Origin of the sequence: Oceanotoga sp. (genome assembly GCF_030445905.1) — a bacterium.
Lineage (GTDB): Bacteria > Thermotogota > Thermotogae > Petrotogales > Petrotogaceae > Oceanotoga > Oceanotoga teriensis.
This window is the reverse complement of the sequence record NZ_JASUSU010000053.1, coordinates 1-19,486: the sequence shown is the minus strand read 5'-3', so window position 1 is coordinate 19,486 and position 19,486 is coordinate 1. Positions and strand designations below refer to the sequence as shown.

The 19,486-nt window shown below is 27.0% G+C and carries 15 protein-coding genes; 11 read left to right on the top strand and 4 right to left on the bottom strand.

Features of this window, described 5'->3' with window-relative positions; translation table 11 throughout:
- Positions 1 to 230: 230 nt before the first annotated feature.
- Positions 231 to 2,399, bottom strand: a complete 2,169-nt coding sequence (locus tag PWP28_RS12275) for a methyl-accepting chemotaxis protein (RefSeq protein ID WP_109604622.1) — start codon at positions 2,397 to 2,399, stop codon at positions 231 to 233.
- 237 nt (positions 2,400 to 2,636) lie between these two features.
- Here PWP28_RS12275 and frr point away from each other — a divergent pair, with 237 nt between their 5' ends.
- The 5 genes from frr to alaS are packed head-to-tail and all read left to right on the top strand — an operon-like array spanning position 2,637 to position 7,809.
- On the top strand, positions 2,637 to 3,197 hold the full coding sequence (frr, locus tag PWP28_RS12270) for a ribosome recycling factor (RefSeq protein ID WP_109604621.1): 561 nt from the start codon (positions 2,637 to 2,639) through the stop codon (positions 3,195 to 3,197).
- On the top strand, positions 3,194 to 3,916 hold the full coding sequence (uppS, locus tag PWP28_RS12265; RefSeq protein WP_240597541.1) for a polyprenyl diphosphate synthase: 723 nt from the start codon (positions 3,194 to 3,196) through the stop codon (positions 3,914 to 3,916). The genes frr and uppS overlap by 4 nt, the downstream gene beginning before the upstream one ends.
- Positions 3,903 to 4,757 carry a phosphatidate cytidylyltransferase gene (locus PWP28_RS12260; protein WP_264149331.1) on the top strand — a complete coding sequence of 285 codons (855 nt, stop codon included), beginning with the start codon at positions 3,903 to 3,905 and terminating at the stop codon, positions 4,755 to 4,757. Before uppS ends, PWP28_RS12260 begins: the two co-directional genes overlap by 14 nt.
- Before the next feature lie 31 nt (positions 4,758 to 4,788).
- Positions 4,789 to 5,178: a type II secretion system protein gene (locus tag PWP28_RS12255; protein WP_264150826.1), complete on the top strand. Its 390-nt coding sequence runs from the start codon at positions 4,789 to 4,791 to the stop codon at positions 5,176 to 5,178.
- 15 nt (positions 5,179 to 5,193) lie between these two features.
- Positions 5,194 to 7,809: an alanine--tRNA ligase gene (alaS, locus tag PWP28_RS12250; protein WP_109604618.1), complete on the top strand. Its 2,616-nt coding sequence runs from the start codon at positions 5,194 to 5,196 to the stop codon at positions 7,807 to 7,809.
- Between the two features lie 74 nt (positions 7,810 to 7,883).
- Here alaS and PWP28_RS12245 read toward each other — a convergent pair whose 3' ends face one another.
- Together PWP28_RS12245 and PWP28_RS12240 are read right to left on the bottom strand one after the other, a co-directional pair.
- Positions 7,884 to 9,638 (bottom strand): M3 family oligoendopeptidase, encoded by a 1,755-nt coding sequence (locus PWP28_RS12245; protein ID WP_308644852.1) that lies wholly within the window; start codon positions 9,636 to 9,638, stop codon positions 7,884 to 7,886.
- Between the two features lie 68 nt (positions 9,639 to 9,706).
- The gene (locus tag PWP28_RS12240; protein WP_206050537.1) at positions 9,707 to 10,375 is read right to left on the bottom strand and encodes an MgtC/SapB family protein; all 669 of its coding nucleotides are present in this window, start codon (positions 10,373 to 10,375) and stop codon (positions 9,707 to 9,709) included.
- 211 nt (positions 10,376 to 10,586) lie between these two features.
- Here PWP28_RS12240 and PWP28_RS12235 point away from each other — a divergent pair, with 211 nt between their 5' ends.
- The 4 genes from PWP28_RS12235 to PWP28_RS12220 are packed head-to-tail and all read left to right on the top strand — an operon-like array spanning position 10,587 to position 15,537.
- Positions 10,587 to 12,395, top strand: coding sequence for a DegV family protein (locus tag PWP28_RS12235; protein WP_308644851.1), 1,809 nt, complete (start codon positions 10,587 to 10,589; stop codon positions 12,393 to 12,395).
- Between the two features lie 13 nt (positions 12,396 to 12,408).
- Complete coding sequence (locus tag PWP28_RS12230; protein ID WP_308644850.1) at positions 12,409 to 13,182, top strand: DUF1295 domain-containing protein; 774 nt, start codon at positions 12,409 to 12,411, stop codon at positions 13,180 to 13,182.
- Positions 13,183 to 13,210: 28 nt separating this feature from the next.
- Positions 13,211 to 14,185 carry a DUF523 and DUF1722 domain-containing protein gene (locus PWP28_RS12225; RefSeq protein ID WP_308644849.1) on the top strand — a complete coding sequence of 325 codons (975 nt, stop codon included), beginning with the start codon at positions 13,211 to 13,213 and terminating at the stop codon, positions 14,183 to 14,185.
- Positions 14,182 to 15,537 carry a deoxyribodipyrimidine photo-lyase gene (locus tag PWP28_RS12220; RefSeq protein WP_308644848.1) on the top strand — a complete coding sequence of 452 codons (1,356 nt, stop codon included), beginning with the start codon at positions 14,182 to 14,184 and terminating at the stop codon, positions 15,535 to 15,537. The genes PWP28_RS12225 and PWP28_RS12220 overlap by 4 nt, the downstream gene beginning before the upstream one ends.
- A gap of 35 nt (positions 15,538 to 15,572) precedes the next feature.
- On the opposite strand, the gene PWP28_RS12215 is transcribed toward PWP28_RS12220, so the two are convergent.
- Positions 15,573 to 16,970, bottom strand: a complete 1,398-nt coding sequence (locus PWP28_RS12215; RefSeq protein ID WP_158274805.1) for an alkaline phosphatase family protein — start codon at positions 16,968 to 16,970, stop codon at positions 15,573 to 15,575.
- A 504-nt stretch (positions 16,971 to 17,474) separates the two neighbouring features.
- On the opposite strand from PWP28_RS12215, the gene PWP28_RS12210 reads away from it, so the two are divergent.
- Together PWP28_RS12210 and PWP28_RS12205 are read left to right on the top strand one after the other, a co-directional pair.
- Positions 17,475 to 18,728, top strand: a complete 1,254-nt coding sequence (locus PWP28_RS12210) for an MFS transporter (RefSeq protein WP_308644847.1) — start codon at positions 17,475 to 17,477, stop codon at positions 18,726 to 18,728.
- A gap of 5 nt (positions 18,729 to 18,733) precedes the next feature.
- A complete protein-coding gene (locus PWP28_RS12205) occupies positions 18,734 to 19,387 on the top strand; it encodes a hypothetical protein (protein ID WP_308644846.1) in 654 nt (217 codons plus the stop codon).
- The last annotated feature ends 99 nt before the right edge of the window (positions 19,388 to 19,486 follow it).

The window sequence follows — 19,486 nt, the reverse complement described above, 5'->3', positions numbered from 1 at the left end:
TCTTTACTATATTTCCCTTTTCTCGACATAATAAATATACCTCCAAAGCAGCTTTGTAATTTTTATTAATTACGTGTCTACTTTGGAGGTATCATATCAAATTGGGGCTTTTTTAGATTCTATCGATGAGATTAAAAAGATTTATAGTTTATATCATGATTCTGATGATTGTTATAGTTTTTCATTCGATAGAAAATGAAAGCAGAACCTTTTTAGGTTCTGCTTTCTCTTTATAATATAAATTTTTTGAATTCTGATTTTAAATCGTCTGTTAATTTTTTTACCTGGTCTGAAAGTTCTTTATTTTCAGTGTTTTTTTGATTTTGTAATTTTAATGTTTGAGCTATTGAATTTGTTTTATTAGATATTGAATCTATTGCATTAGTTGCACTTGTCATCGATTCTGCTATTTCTCCATTTATTGTGTTTAATGTTTTTATATAATGTTCTATTTTTTTTGTTTTTTCTATTGTTTGCTCTATTTTGTTTTCCATTTTTTTATAAGTTGTTTTTATGTTATTTGTATATTCTTCAGTGTTTATTATTAATTCATTAGTTTTTTGCGATTCTGAAAGATTTATTTTTGAATCTTCTTTTATTTGATTTATTATTTTTTCTATTTGTTTGTTAAATTTTTGATTTTCTGTTGAAAGTGTTCTTACTTCTTGTGCTACAACCGCAAATCCTTTTCCTGCTTCTCCAGCACGTGCAGCTTCTATTGATGCATTTAATGCCAGTAAATCGGTGTTTTTTGATATTGTATCGAGTACTTTTAATATTTTTTCTAATTGTTTTATATTATCTTCAATTTTTAAGGCTATTTTTTTATTTTTGGATGATTGGTCTTTTGTGATTTGTGATATATTTTTTATTTTTTCTATATTGTCTTGTGTATCGGAACTTATATGGTTTAGATTTTCCATATTTTTATTTATATCTTTTATATTTTCATATATTTCATTTGAAGCTGAATACATTTCTTGTATGGAAGAACTTACTTCTTCTATTGATGCGGTTGTTTCTTGTGAATCTTTATCTAAATTTTCTATACTGTTTTTTGTTTTTTCATATTCATCGAATATGTCTTGAGATGATTGTTTTATTTTTGAAGATATGATTTCAAGTTTTTTAGATTTTTGATATATTTGATTTATTGATTGATTTAATGTTTTTGACATTTTGTTCAGTGAATTACTTATAGAATTTATTTCATAATTGCCTTTTTGTTTGAATGATTGAGTTAGATCTCCATTTGAAAATTTGTCTATGTTTTCTTTTAATTTTGTTATCGGGTCTATGTTTTTTTTGGATATTATGAATCCTGTAATAGTTATAATGATTATTATGATTATCAATATTGGTATGAATTGTTTTATAAGTTTCTGTATTTGTTGATCAAGTATTTGATAAGAAGTTTCGCCTATTATTGCCCAGTTTATTTCTTTATAATTGAATGGTTTATACGTGCTTATTACTTTTTGATTTAAATAGTTTTTTGATATCATATTTCCTTGTTGATTGTTTAAAGCATTTTTTACTTGTTCAGTTTGTATTTTTTGATTTAATGTTGTTGGTTTATTTGTATATATTGATTGATTTCTCATAAGATTGTCTTTACCAACTATATAGGTTTCTGTGTTTGATTGTTTGGAATTCATTATTTCATCTATTAATTTATTGTTTATTTGTATTATTAGATAACCCAATGAACTTGAGTATTCATCGGTTAATTTTATTCCAATGAAACTGACTATTTTATCATTGTATTCATAAAAGTCTGTTATATGGATATTATTGTTTTCATCTTCTGATATTTCTTTGATTAAATCATTTAATGGACCATTTTCATTTTTTATGGATTTTGCAAAATCAGAATCTTTTTTTGTTGTGTATATTATATCTTTATCTAAAGATATGAATTTTATATCATCATATTTTTTTTGAATTATTATTTCATATAGTATTTTTTGTATTTGTTCATGTAAAGTATCATATTCAGCTATCATTTGTATGGTTTCTATTGGAAGTATTTCATCTATATCGAATGAACTTTTCATTTTTTCTTTTTCTTTAAAAGGATTTTTTTCGATGTATATATTTTTTAAATTTTTTTGAAAATCTTCTTTATAGCGTATTTTGTTGTTTTGATAATTATAGTTCATCATGTTTAAGGTTTTATATATTTCTTGTCTTTTAGATAGTAGTATTAGATCTTGCTCAAGATTTTCAAAAAAATCCATGAAATATTCATATTTTAAATCTGTGCTATTTTTTAGTATTTGTATATTATATCTTTCTATCTCCGTTTTTAATTGGTTCTGCATGATAATAAAAAATATTATGAATCCACTTATGAATAATATCATATTTGATATTATTATTTTTTTGCCCATTTTCATATTTTTCACCTCTTGATATATGAATCATTTCTCATTTTATTTTACATTAATTTTTCTATTTTTTAAAATTTGAATTTTTTTATTTAGAGTTAATTATTATTAATTTTGTTTTTAAAAGTGTTTTTTATAACTTTTTTCTGATTTTTATGTTTGTAGTATTGTGAAAGAGTATTTTATATTATTGTCAAATATGATATAATATAATGAATATTTTAATACTAATTGGAGGTGGAATTGATGGCTAAAAATGCTTATTCCAAATCAGTTACCGATAAAATGGAAAAGAGTGTAAATCATTTAAGAGATGAATTAAAAAAATTGAGAACAGGAAGACCTTCTGCATCTTTATTTGCAGATATGATGGTTGATTATTATGGGGCTCCAACTCCTGTAAGTCAGACTTCAACTGTTACAGTTGGTGAAGATAGATCTGTTTCTATAACACCTTGGGATAAATCTTTACTTGAAAAGATTGAGAAAACTATAAATTCTTCTAATCTTGGTCTTCATGCTATTAATGATGGTGTTGTAGTTAGAGTTAATTTTCCTGCTCCAACTGTTGAGGATAGAAAGAAATGGGTTAAGATTGCGAAAGATATGCTTGAAGATACTAAAGTATCTTTGAGAAATATTAGAAGAGATGAACTTAAACTTGTGAAAGAAGATAAAGATAATGGAGATCTTCCTGAGGATGATGCAAAAAAGGTTGAAGATGAAATTCAAAATATTTTGAAGGATCATGAAAAGAAAGTTGATGAAATTTTTGCTAAAAAAGAAAAGGAGATCATGGAATCTTGATTATAGAAGATTTGAAAATACCAAATCATATTGGAATTATTATGGATGGTAATGGAAGATGGGCTCAAAAAAAAGGAAAGAAAAGAAATTTTGGGCATGAAGTTGGTGCTCAAGTTGCTGAAAATGTAATAGAATGGTCTGCAGATTTAGGGGTGAGGTATCTCACCCTATATTCATTTTCTACTGAGAATTGGAAGAGGCCGGAGTCTGAGGTTAATTTTTTGTTTAAGTTGTTTGTTAAATATCTTGAAACGAGAATGTTGAAAATTATATCTAAAGGCGTTAGAATGAGGTTTTCTGGTAGGATAGATAAATTGCCTTTAGAAGTTCAAAATGCTTGTTCGAGAATAGAAAATAAGAGTTTAAATAATGATAAAATAGATTTAATAATGGCTTTGAATTATGGTGGAAGACAGGAGATCGTTGATAGTGTTAATAAACTTATATCACAGGGGAAATCTTTTATTACAGAAGAGGATATATTATCTAATTTGTATTTGAATGATGTTCCAGATCCTGATTTTATAATTAGAACTTCTGGTGAAGAGCGTTTGAGTAATTTTTTATTATGGCAATCAGCATATTCTGAATTTTATTTTACTGATGTTTTATGGCCAGATTTTGATTATGAAGAGTATATTAAAGCTTTAAAAGTTTATAATAAAAGAGTTAGAAGGTTTGGCGGTATAAACAGGAGTGATGAAAATGGGTGTGAATAAAAAAGATATTTTTATCAGATCTCTATCAGGCTTTATTATAGGGCCAGTAGTGGTTTTATCTTTTTTGCTTTATCCTACCTTAATAGGGTTGGTTACTACTATAGTTATGATGGCTTCTTTTGAGTTTATAGAGATGGCTTCTCAAGAGCTTAAAGATAAAAATGTTTTTAAGCTTTTTATGACTTTATTAGTTGGAACTGCATCTTTGATATATGGTTTTGCAATTGAAGCAGAGTATCAGGGTATATTACCTTTTGAGGCAGAAACTATATTTTTTCTTGCATTTTTTGTTTTGAGTTTTAGTGTTTTATTGAATATAAAAGATATAAGAATGGCTAAAAAACTTATAAGTGCTGGAGCAATTAGTCTTTTATATATTTCTTTTTTTCTTTCAAATTTTTTTATGCTTCATATAAATTATGGTTCAAGTATGGCTATTTTAGCATTGACTTCTGTTTGGATGTATGATGCTGCGGCTTATTTTTTTGGCTTGAACTTTGGAAAGCATAAGATATCACCAACATTTTCACCTAAAAAAAGTTGGGAAGGTTTTATAGGTGGAATTTTTGGTACTTATGTCTATATTTTTTTGTTTGAAATGATTAGAAATTATCTTAATTTTAAGAATATAATAAATCCATTTTATATGATATTTTTTGCCATAATGGTTGGCGTTTTTGATACTGTTGGAGATTTAACTGAATCAATTTTTAAAAGGCATTATAATGTAAAAGATTCAAGCGATATTCTTCCAGGACATGGTGGATTGTTGGATAGAATAGATGGCCTTTTAATGGTTACTCCAATGTGGTATTTTTTATTGAGAATATTCTGGATTTAAATAGTTTCATAAGGGGGTTATGAAATTGTTTATGAAGGGTAGGGAAGGTTTTACTATTTTAGAAGTTTTGATAGTTCTTGGAATAATAGCAATTATAGGTTCTATTGCTGTTCCAGTTGTTGGTGGTGTTATTAAGCAAGCAAATGCTACAAAGATTTTAACGGAGATGAGGCAAGTTCAGAGTGCTACAATTCAGTATGTTTTAATCGAAGGAAAAGATAAGAGTTTAACTATAGATGATTTAAAAACTGAAGAATTGTTGAATCCAAAGATAGACTCTAATATCGTATTAAAAGAATATAATAAAAGATTGTATGTCGTATATGATCTAGATGAACCAGATATAAAATATTTTAAAAAAGTAGATAAGGAGATCAATACTGAAGTCGAAGGAAGGCCTTCTATTTTTATTGATTTTTAATTGGGAGGAATTTTTATGGAATGGATGAGCTATAAGGATATAAGAGAAAAATTTTTATCTTTTTTTGAAAGTAAGAGTCATAAAAGACTTGCCAGTTCTCCATTAGTTCCTAATGATCCACAACTTATGTTTACTGTTGCTGGTATGGTACCTTTTAAACCAATTTTTTGGGGTAAGATGGAACCTACTTATACAAGGATTACAACATGTCAAAAATGTATAAGAACTAATGATATAGATAATGTTGGTAGAACAGCAAGACATCAGACTTTTTTTGAAATGCTTGGAAATTTTTCTTTTGGAGATTATTTTAAAGAAGAAGCTATTGTATGGGCATGGGAATTTTTAACGGATGTTTTGCATATGCCAGAGGATAAATTATGGCCTTCTGTTTATTTAGAAGATGATGAAGCTTTTAAAATATGGAAAGATATTGTAGGTGTTCCTGAAGATAGAATTATGAAATTTGATAAAAGTGAAAATTGGTGGGGACCTGTTGGACCTACTGGTCCATGTGGACCATCGAGTGAAATTTATTTTGATACAGGATATACAAATAATTGTCCGGATTCTTCAAATTGTTCACCAGCTTGTGAATGTGGAAGATTTGTAGAAATTTGGAATATAGTTTTCACAGAGTTCTATGCAGATGAAAATGGAACTTTTTCACCATTGCAAAGAAAAAATATAGATACTGGAGCTGGACTTGAAAGAATTACTGCAGCTATACAGAATGTTTATTCTAATTTTGATACAGATGTTTTTTCAAATATAATTAAAAAGATAGAAAAAGTTTTGAAGGTTAATTATGGTCAAGATGATAAAAAGGATGTTTCCATAAAAGTTATTGCTGATCATGCAAGAGCAGCAGCTTTTATTATTTCAGAAGGAATTTTACCTTCTAATGAAGGTAGAGGGTATGTTCTTAGAAGAATTATAAGAAGGGCTATAAGACATGGAAATTTATTGGGAATGAAGGATAAATTTTTTAATGATATAGTTGATCAGGTTATTTTGGATATGGGAAGTTTTTATCCTGAAATAAAGGATAAAAAGGATTTTATCGATAAGATAATTGATGCTGAAGAAACTAGATTTTTAGAGACTCTTGATAAGGGTATAGAAAAATTAAATAATATTATAAAAGATATAAAAACTGATATTATTTCTGGAGATATTGTTTTTGAACTTTATGATACTTATGGATTTCCTGTTGATATAACAAGAGAAATAGCAGAGGATAATTCTTTGAGTATTGATGAAGATGGATTTGATATGTTTATGAATGAACAGAAAGAAAGAGCAAGATCTGCAGCTGGATCTAAAGAATATGATTCTAAGAATGAAGCTTATAAGATAGTTGGTGAAGAATTATTAAGAACAAATTTTGAAGGTTATGATAAATTAAGTTCTTCTTCAAAAGTATTGTATTTGATAGATGGCAACAGTTTTATAGATTCTGCTTTTGAAGGTAATGAGGTTGATTTGATTTGTTCAAATACACCTTTCTATGCTGAAAAAGGTGGTCAGATTTCTGATAGAGGTATTATTAGAAATGATTCTTTTGAAGCTGAAGTTTTATCTGTTAAGGTTGTTTATAATGAAGTAATTGCCCATAGAATTAGAGTTGTTAAAGGAAATGTTGATAAGAATGATGATGTGGAACTTTTAGTTGATGAAAATTTTAGAAATGATGTTAAGAGAAATCATTCTGCAACTCATCTTTTGCATTCAGCATTGAGACAGGTTATTGGAGATCATATTAAACAAGCTGGTTCTTATGTCGGACCTGATAGGCTTAGATTTGATTTTACTCATTATGAAGGATTAACAGATGTTCAAATTTCTGAAATAGAAAGAATAGTGAATGATCAAATTCTAAAAGCTATGCCTGTTATAACAGATGTTAAAAGCCTTGAAGAGGCAAAAAATATGAATGTTATAGCTTTATTTGAAGAAAAATATGGTGATGAGGTAAGAATAGTTAAAATGGGAGATTTTTCTTCAGAACTTTGTGGAGGTACTCATGTTTCAAATACCGGTGAAATAGGACTTTTTAAGATTGTTTCTGAATCTTCTGTTTCAGCAGGTATTAGGAGAATTGAGGCTATTACAGGTATTAAAACTCTTGAAGCTTTTAATAATTATGAAACTATTTTGAAGAGTATAAATAATATTGTAGATGGAACAGTTGATAGTGTTTATGATAAGATTGTTTCTATTTTAGAAGATTCTAAAAATAAGGATAAAATTATAAAGAAACTTGAATCAAAACTTGCAACATCTAATCTCGACTCTTTTATGAATTCAGCGGTTGATATAGATGGTAAGCCATTGATAATAGGAGTTTTAGAGGATGTTGATTCGGATGTTTTAAGAAATACAAGTGATACTTTGCTTTCTAAAGTAAAAAGTGGTGCTGTTATACTTTTTAATAAGTCAGATAAAGTTAATTTTGTTGTGAAGGTTTCTAAGGATGCCATTGATGTTTTTCATGCTGGAAATATGGCAAGGAATATTGCTAAGTTTTTAGGTGGTGGCGGTGGTGGAAGACCTGATTTCGCTCAAGCTGGTGGGAAAGATCCATCTAAAGTCAATGAAGTTGTTTCTAATATTAAAAAGTTTATATAATTTTTAAAAATAAAGATACCTCCAATTTTTTTGGAGGTATCTTTTTGTTTTTTTGTAAAGGTTTGAAAATTTTATTATTTTAATTTATTTATCAATTCTCTTTCTACAAAGTCAAAACCTTTTTCCCAGAAAGATCTTTCTTTTAAGTTTATTCCGAGTTTTTCGAGTAATTTTTCTGGAGAGTCTTTTCCTCCGCTTCTCAATAATTCTTTGTATTTTGGAACGAATGATTTTCCTTCTTGTTTGTATTTTTCATATAAGGCTATTACCATTAAATTTGCAAAGTTGTATGCATAAACATAGAATGGAACATTGAATATATGAGGTATGCTTGCCCATTCATATTTATATTCTTCTGTCATTTTAACTGAGTCTCCAAACATTATTTCTAATTCATTTTTATATAGTTCTGAAAGTTCTTCCCAGTTTGCTCCACCGTTTTCTTGGATCATTTTATGGGATTGAATTTCGAATCTTGCAAACATATTTTGTCTAAACATAGTTGCAAACATATCTTCTATTTTTGAGGCTATAAAGGCTTGTTTATCATCTTCGGATAAATTTGGTAATACTTTGTCCATGACGAGCATTTCTCCAAATACAGAAGCTACTTCAGCCATAGTTAATGGTGTATGATAGTTCCACATGTTTTGATCTGAAGATAATGTTCCATGTACTCCATGTCCAAGTTCATGTGCAAGTGTCATAACATCTCTCATATTCCCAGTAAAGTTCATCAGTACAAAAGGTTTGTAATTAGGAATGATATATGAACAGAAAGCACCACCTCTTTTACCTTTTTTTATTTCTGAATCTATTCTGCCCTCATCAAAGAATGATTCTACTATTTTTCCAACTTCTTCATCAAATTCATAATAGGATTCGAGAACTATTTTTTTTGATTCTTCAAAGGTATATTCTTTGTTTACTTTTGACATAGGAGCATATATATCAGCTAAAGTCATATCTATTCCAAGTTTTTCGCCTTTCCATTTATAATATTTGTGTACCATAGGTGTTCTTTTGGTTGTTACATCTATTACTGTTTTTATTATTTCATCATCTACTTCATTTGCAAGATTTCTCATCGATATAGGTTCTTTAAAGTTTCTCAATTTAGATTCTGTGTCATAATGTTTTGCAATAGATGAATAAATATTTTCTATTATTATTTTGTCTTTTTCATATCTGTTAAAGAATTCATTCATAGCATTTTTTCTTATTTCTTTATCTGGGTTCATTCTTAAAGATCTAACTTGTGGGCCTGTCATTTCTTTTATTTGGCCATCTATCGTCACTTGAAATTCATATGAGTTTGTTAGTCTTCCATATAATTCTCCAAAAGCACTTCTTGATGAATTATCGAGTGCAGATATAACTCTTTCAGCTTCTTCGCTTAGTATATGTTCTTTTGATTGTATTAGTTTTACTATTACATGTTTATAGTCTTTTAATTCTTCTGAATTCATGAGTTCTTTTAGTTTTTCTTCCGATTGTTTTAATAAAACAGGTTTCCAAAAAGATAATTCCATATCAATTTTTGTTTCATAATCCATAGCCAATGAAAATAATTTTTGTGCGTCTTCATTTATTGTAGATCTTGAGTAGTTTAAGTGAGCAAATTGTATTGCGAGTAACCCTTTTTCTAAGGCTTTATCATGTTCTTCAAAGAATTTTTTGAGTTCTTCAGGTGTTAATTCTGGATTTGATAGTTTTTGATAGTATTCATTTTTTACTTTTATAACGTTTTTTACCGTTTGATCGAGATCTTTTTTTATGTTTTCATCCTTCGCAGATTCATAAAAAAAATCTAATTTCCAATTAGACATTAAAATATCCCCCTTTATAGTTAGTCATACTAATTAATTATAGAATATTTTTTATGATTTAGTCAATATTAATCATCATCATCTGTATGAATTATCACGTTTTCAATGCCTTCAAGTAGTATTAAGTCTTTTTTTACATAAGGAATTTTGTCTTCTATTACATTTGTTAAGGTTAAATAAAATACTTTATCATTACTTTCTTCATAATCGAGTTCTTTTAACTTAACATGATATTTTAACAGAACTTCTACAACACTGTTTATATATTTTTTGCTTTTTAAATCTACTTGAATAGTTAAAGTGTCCCTTTTTCTCTTTTTTATAACTGAGTTGGATATGGCAACTATAAAAGTTAATCCAGTTGAAAACCATCCTATGAAATATTCTTCTGCTCCAAAGGATATTCCAATTGCTGCAGATATCCAAAGTGTAGCTGCGGTTGTCAATCCTTTTACTTTGTTTTGATATTTTAATATTGTTCCTGCACCAAGAAAACCTATTCCAGATACTATTTGTGCCGTAACACGTCCTGGATCGCCTGTACCTTCTATATAGAAAGTATTCATTGACATATAGGTTAGTATAGATGCTCCCAGTGATAATATTGCATGAGTTCTTATTCCTGCTGGTCTGTTCATCTTTTCTCTTGTGTATCCTATTAGAGCACCTGATATAGTGGCAAATATCATGGATACAATTATATGTGAATTTGTTGAAAAGATTGTCAAAAAGTCCATAAAAGTTCCCCCTTTTACTTTATATTTCTAATTATACCTTAAGTTTTTTTTATTTCAAATCTTTTTGTTTTAAGGTAAACAAATAAAATGTTTTATTTTATTATTTGACTTTTATGTTAATATAGTGTATAATTATTTTGGGGCCAGGTGCATTTGATATGTACCCTGGCTTTTTGTTATTCTTTTTAACTTTTTATGAGGAGGAATTAAAATGAAGCTTGAAATTATAGATGGTGAAAAAATATATTATGCATTTTTTTCTGGTGGTAAAGAAGTTATTAAGAGTCAACAAAATTTGAATGATATAAATGTTTTTCCAGTTGCTGACGGAGATACTGGTACTAATCTTGCCTCTACTATGCATTCAATAATAGAGAAAAGTATTAAATCTGTATCTGTTTCTGAAACTTTGAGATCTATAGCTGATTCAGCTCTTTTAGGTGCAAGAGGAAATTCAGGTGCAATTTTTGCTCAGTTTATAAATGGTTTGAGTATAGGTATAGGTGATAAAGAAAAACTCAATATAGATGATTTTATAATGAGTTTAAATCATGCTGTTGAGTATTCATATTCGGCTGTTAATGAACCTGTGGAAGGAACTATGCTCACAGTAATAAGTGATTGGGTTCATTCAATGCATAGTTTGAGGAATAATATTTTGAATTTTACTGATTTATTTATTTATTCTCTTGATGAAGCTAAAAAATCTCTTGAAAAAACTCCAGAAAAACTTCAAATTTTAAAAGATTCAGGAGTAGTTGATGCTGGAGCAAAAGGTTTTGTTACTTTTGTTGAAGGAATTACAAAAGCTTTTAAAGAAAATCTTTTTAATAGTGAATATTATTCTGATAATTCAGATTCTTCTGTTTTTTATAATAGTATAGAAGAAAATCATTTTGTTGGAAATATAGATGATATAAAATTTAGATATTGTACGGAAGCACTTTTGCAGAATGATGAGGGTATAGATGCTGTAGCTATTAAAGAATCTATTAAGAGTTACGGTGATTCTTTAGTAGTTGTTTCTGGAAATGATAAATGTAGAATTCATATTCATACGAATGACCCTTCTAAACTTTTTTATACTTTAAAGAAATATGGAGACATAATCGAGGAAAAAGTTGATGATATGAAACTTCAATATAAAATAAATAATCTTGATAAAAAAAAGAGACGTATAGCTGTAGTTACAGATTCTACATGCGATCTTCCTCAAGATATTATTGATAAATATAATATACATATTTTGCCACTGTCTTTGTATTTTGGTAAGTCACATTTCTTGGATAAGGTTACTATTAAACCGGATCAGTTTTATGATTTGGTTGATAGTGAAGAAACCTTTCCTAAATCTTCACAACCAACTGTTAAATCTTTTCAAAATCTTTATTCTTTTTTGTCAAGTCATTATGATTCTATTATTGCAATTCATTTGACTAAAGAATTTAGTGGTACATGGTATAACAGTTTTAAAGCTTCAGAAAAGATAAAAAATAAAAAAATCACTGTTATAAATTCAAAACATTTATCTGCGAGTTTAGGAATGCTTGTTTTAAGAGCTGTGAGAGCTATTGAAAAAGGTATGGAGCATGATGAAGTTGTAAATCTTATAGAAAGTTTGAGAAATAAAACTATTAATCTTGTTTCGGTTAAAACTTTAAAGTATATGGTAAAAGGAGGACGTGTTTCTCCTTTGAAAGGTTTTATGGCTAAATTATTGAATTTAAAGCCTATAGTTTCTGTTGATAAGGAAGGAAACTCAAAGCTTTATGGGAAAGCGTTTAGTGAAAGAGCAAATTTTAAGAAGATCGTTGATATGTTGGATAATTTTAGTAATAGCGGGACTGATTTGAATTCTTATTGTGTAGTTCATGCTCATAATATGAAAGGTGCTTTGAAGATGGCAGATCTTGTTGAAAAAAGAATTGGTATTAAACCAGAATATATTATGGATATTTCTGCCATTGTTGGAATGAATTCTGGAAGAGGTGCTGTTAGTATAGGAGCTGTTTTAAATTAGAGGAGGAGATTTTATGAGTTTTTTGAATTATTATCTTACAGCGATTTTGGGAGTTTTTTTATATATGGTTATTATATTTTTTATAGCTAAATCTAAAGATAAGTATTCTATAGTTGATATAGGTTGGGGACCAGGTTTTGTTTTGATAGCATGGATTACTTTTTTATTGGAGAGTAATTTTGGTATTCATTCATTACTTACAACTATATTGATAACTATATGGGGTATGAGACTTGGTGTTTATTTATATGTTAGAAATGCTGGTAAACCTGAAGATTATAGGTATGTAAATATGAAGAAGGGCTGGAAAACGAATATTCCAACCAAAGCATTTTTTCAAGTTTTTATGCTTCAAGGTTTTTTGATGCTTTTAATATCTTATGCGATAATATCGGTAAATTATTCTTCTGCATCTGATTTTGGTGTTTTAGCTTTTATTGGATTGATTTTATGGATTTTTGGTTTTTTATTTGAAAGTATTGGTGATATGCAATTAAAGAAATTTGTTAGAAATAAAAAACCAGGTGAAGTTATGAAAATAGGTTTATGGAAGTATACGAGACATCCAAATTATTTTGGGGAATCTGTACAATGGTGGGGAATTTTTTTGATTTCTATAGAATCATCTAAAGATTTTTTTACTTTGATTACTCCCGTTGTTATAACTTATCTTCTTTTATTTGTTTCTGGTGTTCCTTTGCTTGAGAAGAAGTATAAGGATAATCCAGATTTTCAAGAATATGCAAGTAAAACATCGATTTTTTTTCCTTGGTTTCCAAAAAGGTAGAATAGTATAGTTTTTAGGAGGTTTATTTATGAATTTTGTTAAACCAAAGGTAGTTTTATCTAAGTGTATAGAGTTTGCTGAGTGTAGATATAATGGACAATCTATATCAAGTGAAGTTGTTAAGATGCTTAAAGATCATGTAGAATTTATACCTGTATGTCCAGAAGTAGAAATAGGTTTGAGTATTCCAAGAGATGCCGTTAGAGTTGTTAGTGATGATGGGTTATCCACTTTTAAGTTGAAACAAATAAAAACAGATAAAGATTTTACTTTTGAAATGAATAAATTTTCTGAAGATTTTATAAATAATCTTGAAGAGGTAGATGGATTTATTTTAAAGAGTAGATCGCCTTCTTGTGGATTAAATCAGGTTAAAGTGTATAGAAATACCGAAAAAGGAGCACCAATTTCCAGTAAAGGAAAAGGATTTTTTGGTAAAAAAATTTATGATTTTTTTTGTCCCAAACCCATTGAAGATGAAGGAAGACTTAATAATTTTAGAATTAGGAATCATTTTTTTACTGCGATTTTTTCTATAGCTTCTTTTAGAGAAGTTAAGAAAAATATGAATATGAAAAATCTTGTGGAATTTCATTCAAAGAATAAATTTTTGATTCTTTCTTATAATGAAAAAGAATTGAGAATTTTGGGTAAAATAGTTGCCAATAAAGATAAAAAAAGTATTGAAGATGTTTTTTTTGATTATGAAAAACATTTTCTGAATGTTTTTGAAAATATACCAAATCCAAATACGGCTTTAAATGTTTTGATGCATGTGACGGGATATTTTAAAGATAAAATATCTTCAGATGAAAAACAATTTTTTTTAGATACATTGAAATCATATAAGGATAAAAGAGTACCTTTGTCAGTTCCAAATCATATTTTGAAATCATGGATTATTAAATATAATGAAGAGTATCTTTCGAATCAAACTTTTTTTGAACCTTATCCAAAAGAACTTTATATCATAAGTGATTCTGGAAAGGGTAGAAATTTATGATTGAAAAAGATAGATTAAAAAATTTGAATAGTTTAAAAAATTTATCTGGAGAATATTTAATTTACTGGATGCAAGCATCTGTTAGGGTTGAATATAATCTTGCACTCAATTATTCTATAGATTTATCAAATCAAAAGAATGTTCCCTTGATAGTTGTTTTTATTTTGGATGAGAAATATCCAAAAGCAAATTTTAGACATTTTAAGTTTTTGATTGAAGGACTTTTAGAGGTTGAAAAAAAGTTGAAAGATATGAATATAAGTTTTTATATTTTGAATGGTTTTGATGATTTTATTGCCATTTCTAATAGAGCTTTAGGTGTAATTACTGATAGAGGCTATTTGAAAATTCAAAGAGAATGGAGATCTTTTTTATCTGAAAGAATTAATATTCCTTTGGTACAAGTTGAGGATAATGTTTTGATTCCAATTGAAACTGTTTCTAATAAAGAGGAGTATTCTGCCGCAACATTGAGAAGAAAATATTTAAAACTAAGAAATGATTATATAAGAGATCATAAAATATCTATTTATAGGGGAAGTAGTTTTGATATCGATGTTAAAAAAAAGCATTTTGATGATTTTAATAGTATTGAAGATATTTTGAATTCATTGAGTTTAGATCTATCTGTTAAAGGTAGTTTTTTTGAAGGTGGTTATGAAAAAGCCAAAGTGTATTTGATAGAATTTTTGAATAATAAGATTTTAAAATATGATGAAAAAAGGAATGATCCTGTTTTTGATTATCAATCAAATTTGAGTCCATATCTTCATTTTGGAAATATTTCTCCAATAGAAATAGCTTTTGAAGCTTTTAAGTTGGGAGATATTTGCGAGCCATTTTTAGAAGAACTTTTAGTAAGGCGTGAACTTGCGATAAATTATATTTTTTATAATCCTTTTTATGATAGTGTAAAAGGTATTAATGATTGGGCTATTAAAACTTTGAGAGAACATGAATCAGATATCAGAGAATATGTTTATTCTCTGGAAGAGTTTGAAAAAGCTGAAACTCATGATGTATATTGGAATTCAGCTCAAAATGAAATGAAAATAACTGGAAAAATGCATGGATATATGAGAATGTATTGGGGAAAAAAGATTTTAGAATGGACTTCTAATGTTGAAGATGCTTTTAATATAGCTATTTATTTGAATGATAAATATCAAATAGATGGTAGAGATCCAAATAGTTATACTGGAATAGCTTGGTGTTTTGGTAAACATGATAGAGCTTGGAAAGAAAGAAATGTTTTTGGAAAGATAAGATATATGAATGATAATGGTCTTAAAAGAAAATTTGATATAGATTCATATGTTGAAAAGATTGATGATTTAAAAAATAAACTCTAATTTCCATTTTGGAAATCAGAGTGTTGGAATTTAAATTATTCAAGTATTAAATATGGAACAAACATATTTTCATATCTCATCTGCCCAAATTTAGGACCATTTTCGCCATTATAAATACCATAATCTGAAGTTATTATTATTTTACCATCGAACTGTTCATATATTTGTTTTATGTAATCATCTATTATTTTCATTTGATTCATTATACTTTCATAAGATGTATCCGATTTTTTTGATTCTTCTTCTATGGAATGAAAATGACTTATTATAAAGTTTTTATCGAGATTTTCTATAGTTTTTTGAAATGTTTCATCATCGTATTGAAGGTTTTGGTTTAAATCTTTTGTTATTATTGGTTCTATACTTGTATCTAAAATTTTATTATTGCCTTCTATATAAGCAGATGTCATACCAAATTTTGATAAGTATTCAAATATATCTGGAGTATAGATTTTTTTGTATGAATTATCATATATTTTGTTTTCATTCGGTGATTTTCCCGTTATTATTGCAGCCATTCCTGTATTTTCTTCGGGTTTAAAAACAGTTAGGGCTCTACTGGCAACATTTTTTTCAGCGAGAAACGGTGCATATCCATCATTTATTGCTTTTAAATAATCATGGTATCCAAGCCCGCTTATAATTATTATTAGAACATTTTTATCTTGTTTGATATAATGCACGCTATCTGTATAGGCATCTTTTACTGAGTATACTGGAGAATTTAATATTATTCCTTTTATATTTTTTAGTATTAATTGACCATTGTTTGATATATAATCAAATGAATTTTGATTTATTTCAATGAATCCATCTTTATAATATACAGATTCACCATCTGATGATATTATTAAGGTTCTATTTCCTTTTATATTTGGAATTTTTTCAGTATTTAAGATATCTTTTTTTTCATATATTGTACTCTTATAAGAACTGTTATTTTCTATGTTTTCAATATTTTCAATTTCAAATTTTTGATCATAGGAATAATCTAATAGAGCATTTGCCGGAGTTAATTTTAATATATTATTTTCGGGTTCTATTATATTTAAACCTATTTCATTGAATTCATTTTTTGCAGATTTTATTATTATTTTATTTAAGTTGTTTATATTTGTTTTTTGAGAATGATTTACATTTATCAATGTTAGTCCATTGTCTTTATCGAATACGATTAAAGATTCTTTTAAGTATTTATCAGATATTTTTATCACTTTATCAGATGAAGCAGAGTAAAAATATACATCATATTCATTTTCGAGTGGTTTGGCAATTTCTATCAATTCATTTAAAAGTATTGATTTATAATCTTTTTTATCTATTTCGATGTTTTGTATATTTAAACTTTTTAAGATATTTTGATCTACAGGATTTTGAACATCTCCAGATATTTGAATATTTGGAATGAATTCAAAGTTATTCTTTTTTAGCATTAATCCACCAATAAAGCTTAAGATCATAAGAATTATTAATATAATGATAATAATTATGGTTTTTCCCCTCATTTAAATCACCTTTCTATTTAGTTTATATATACTTTATTATAACATTAAATTCTATAAAAATGTTCTTTTTTTGTTGAACAAGTGATTTTTTAAAAAAATGATAAAAAAAGGTGGAAGATATTATCTTCCACATAACATAAATATTTGAGGGGCTTACTATTGTTACTTGCTACTCGTTTCTATTATTGTTGCACTCTAATATACCATTAATCACGTTACCAAATTGTTAAACAGGTAACATGATTAATAAATTAGTGTAAATATACATAATGTTTGTTTTGTTAATCTTTAGATTACAAAATTCCACTTAAAGTATAGCAAATTTATTTATATTATTCAAGTTATTTTATGTTTCATTTTTGGTTAAGATTTAATTTTTTGTTAATATGTTTTAAATATTTGAAACTTGTGATTTATATTTGGAGGTGTTTCATGAAAGATTATTTTAAAGCTTTTAAAAATATAAATAAGAATATGAAATTACTTTTGATGATAGAATTTTTAGTTGGGTTTTCATTGATAGGTGGTATTACAAATGTACTTCAAAATATTTATATCATTAGAATGGGTTTTGATGAAGCTTTTATAGGTGTTTTTAGTGGTGTTGGACTTATTATAATTTTGATGTTTACACCTATTTCAGCTATTTTAGGTAATAAGCTTGGTATAAAGCGTAGCATGATTTTAGGTATTCTTTTTTCTTTGATAGGTATAGGTCTCATTCCATCGGTTATGTTTTTTCCTGATAAGATTAGATCATTTTTATTGTTTTTTTATAATTTTATTGGAGGTATGGGAATAGCTTTTTATATTGTTAATGTTAATCCATTCATTATGAAAAATACTAATGAGTTTGAACGTACACATGTATATTCTTCAAAATCTGCAATAACACCTATTGGAGGATTTATTGGAAGTGTTTTTTCTGGATATATTACAAAGTTTTTTTCTGATTTTTTTGATGTAAATATTAAAGAGAGTCCATTGCCTTATAGTTTTACTTTGTTTATTACACCTTTGATATTATTATTTGTTTTATTTTTATTTTATAAAATGGATGATTCTATTAATCTTTATATTGATGAAGATAATGATGAAAATACTTCTAATATACCTTTTAATATAATGATAATAAGTTCATTAGTTTTATTTTTTATGATTGCATCCGAAATTTCTATGCGAAATTATATTAATGTATATTTGGATAAGATTTTGTTTATAGATACTTCAAGCATAGGATGGATTTTGGGATTTGGACAATTGATTATTATTCCAGCGGCATTGAGTACACCTATTTTAAAAAAGTATTTTGGACTTGCGAATACTTTTGTTTTATCTACTATTCTTTTAATATTTTCTATGATTCCAATAATTATTTATGAGAATGTTTATGCAGCATCTTTGAGTTTTATTTTAATAGTTTCTTTTACTAATATAAGCAGAACATCTATTACTATATTTTCTCTTGAGAGTGTTAAACAAAAGTATCATACTTTTTTGTCAGCAGTTCAAACTATTTCTTCTACACTTGGTTCAGCTTTGATAATTTTTAGTGGTGGTTTTTTGATAAAAGATTATGGTTATAATATGCTTTTTTTATTTGCTGCTTTTCTAACTATTTTTTCTGTTATTTTATTTTATTTATATTTTTATGTTATTAATAAATCTTTTATTAATGGGAAGTGATTGAATTGAAAAAAATTTTAATAGTATTTAATTTTTTATTTTTTTCCATTATATTTTCTTATGTTTTGGAGTACGACGTTTTTACCGATGGTGCAACATCTACTATGATTTGGAATATCGAAAAGTTGAATGAGAGAGTTGTATATGAATCAAAACTTGATGAAATTTCTCAAAAATATATTTATTTTGATGATATTTTGCAGGAATGGATATATGAAGATTCTTTAAAATTAAAAAAAATTGTAGCTGTTAGAAAAGGTGATTATGTAGATTTGAAAATCTTTGAAAAAGATGTTTTGATTAAAACAGAATCTTTAAATTTGCCTAAAAATGCTATGTGGTTTCAAAATCCAGACTTTTTTTTGATAAAATATTTTAAAGAATATGATGATAATTTTAAATTTTTTTTGATAAATCCAGATGATTTAAAGATTAATATTTTTAATGTTGAATATTTGGGTGAAGAAGAATTAGATATTCATGGTAAAAGTTTTTTAACTGATAAGTTTAAGGCCAGTGTAAATATCTTTTTAGGTATTTCATTTAATACTTATTATTGGTATAGATCTTCTGATAGTAGGTTTTTAAAGTTTAAAACGGAGGCTTTTTTACTTTTTTCAGAGAGTTTGACGACAGTATCCAAAGAGTATATTTATTAAATTAGGAGCATTCCTGAAATAAAAAAAGAAAGAGGTTGAAAAAAAAGGAACCTCCCCGTAAAATAAAAGTGTAACAAGAATCCATCAAATATTTTACAA

Bases quoted from the DNA above. Each gene is read 5' to 3' on its own strand.
- PWP28_RS12275 (WP_109604622.1), bottom strand. From the start codon at position 2,399: ATGAAAATGGGCAAAAAAATAATAATATCAAATATGATATTATTCATA.
- frr (WP_109604621.1), top strand. From the start codon at position 2,637: ATGGCTAAAAATGCTTATTCCAAATCAGTTACCGATAAAATGGAAAAG.
- PWP28_RS12260 (WP_264149331.1), top strand. From the start codon at position 3,903: ATGGGTGTGAATAAAAAAGATATTTTTATCAGATCTCTATCAGGCTTT.
- PWP28_RS12255 (WP_264150826.1), top strand. From the start codon at position 4,789: ATGAAGGGTAGGGAAGGTTTTACTATTTTAGAAGTTTTGATAGTTCTT.
- alaS (WP_109604618.1), top strand. From the start codon at position 5,194: ATGGAATGGATGAGCTATAAGGATATAAGAGAAAAATTTTTATCTTTT.
- PWP28_RS12245 (WP_308644852.1), bottom strand. From the start codon at position 9,638: ATGTCTAATTGGAAATTAGATTTTTTTTATGAATCTGCGAAGGATGAA.
- PWP28_RS12240 (WP_206050537.1), bottom strand. From the start codon at position 10,375: ATGGACTTTTTGACAATCTTTTCAACAAATTCACATATAATTGTATCC.
- PWP28_RS12235 (WP_308644851.1), top strand. From the start codon at position 10,587: ATGAAGCTTGAAATTATAGATGGTGAAAAAATATATTATGCATTTTTT.
- PWP28_RS12230 (WP_308644850.1), top strand. From the start codon at position 12,409: ATGAGTTTTTTGAATTATTATCTTACAGCGATTTTGGGAGTTTTTTTA.
- PWP28_RS12225 (WP_308644849.1), top strand. From the start codon at position 13,211: ATGAATTTTGTTAAACCAAAGGTAGTTTTATCTAAGTGTATAGAGTTT.
- PWP28_RS12220 (WP_308644848.1), top strand. From the start codon at position 14,182: ATGATTGAAAAAGATAGATTAAAAAATTTGAATAGTTTAAAAAATTTA.
- PWP28_RS12215 (WP_158274805.1), bottom strand. From the start codon at position 16,970: ATGCTAAAAAAGAATAACTTTGAATTCATTCCAAATATTCAAATATCT.
- PWP28_RS12210 (WP_308644847.1), top strand. From the start codon at position 17,475: ATGAAAGATTATTTTAAAGCTTTTAAAAATATAAATAAGAATATGAAA.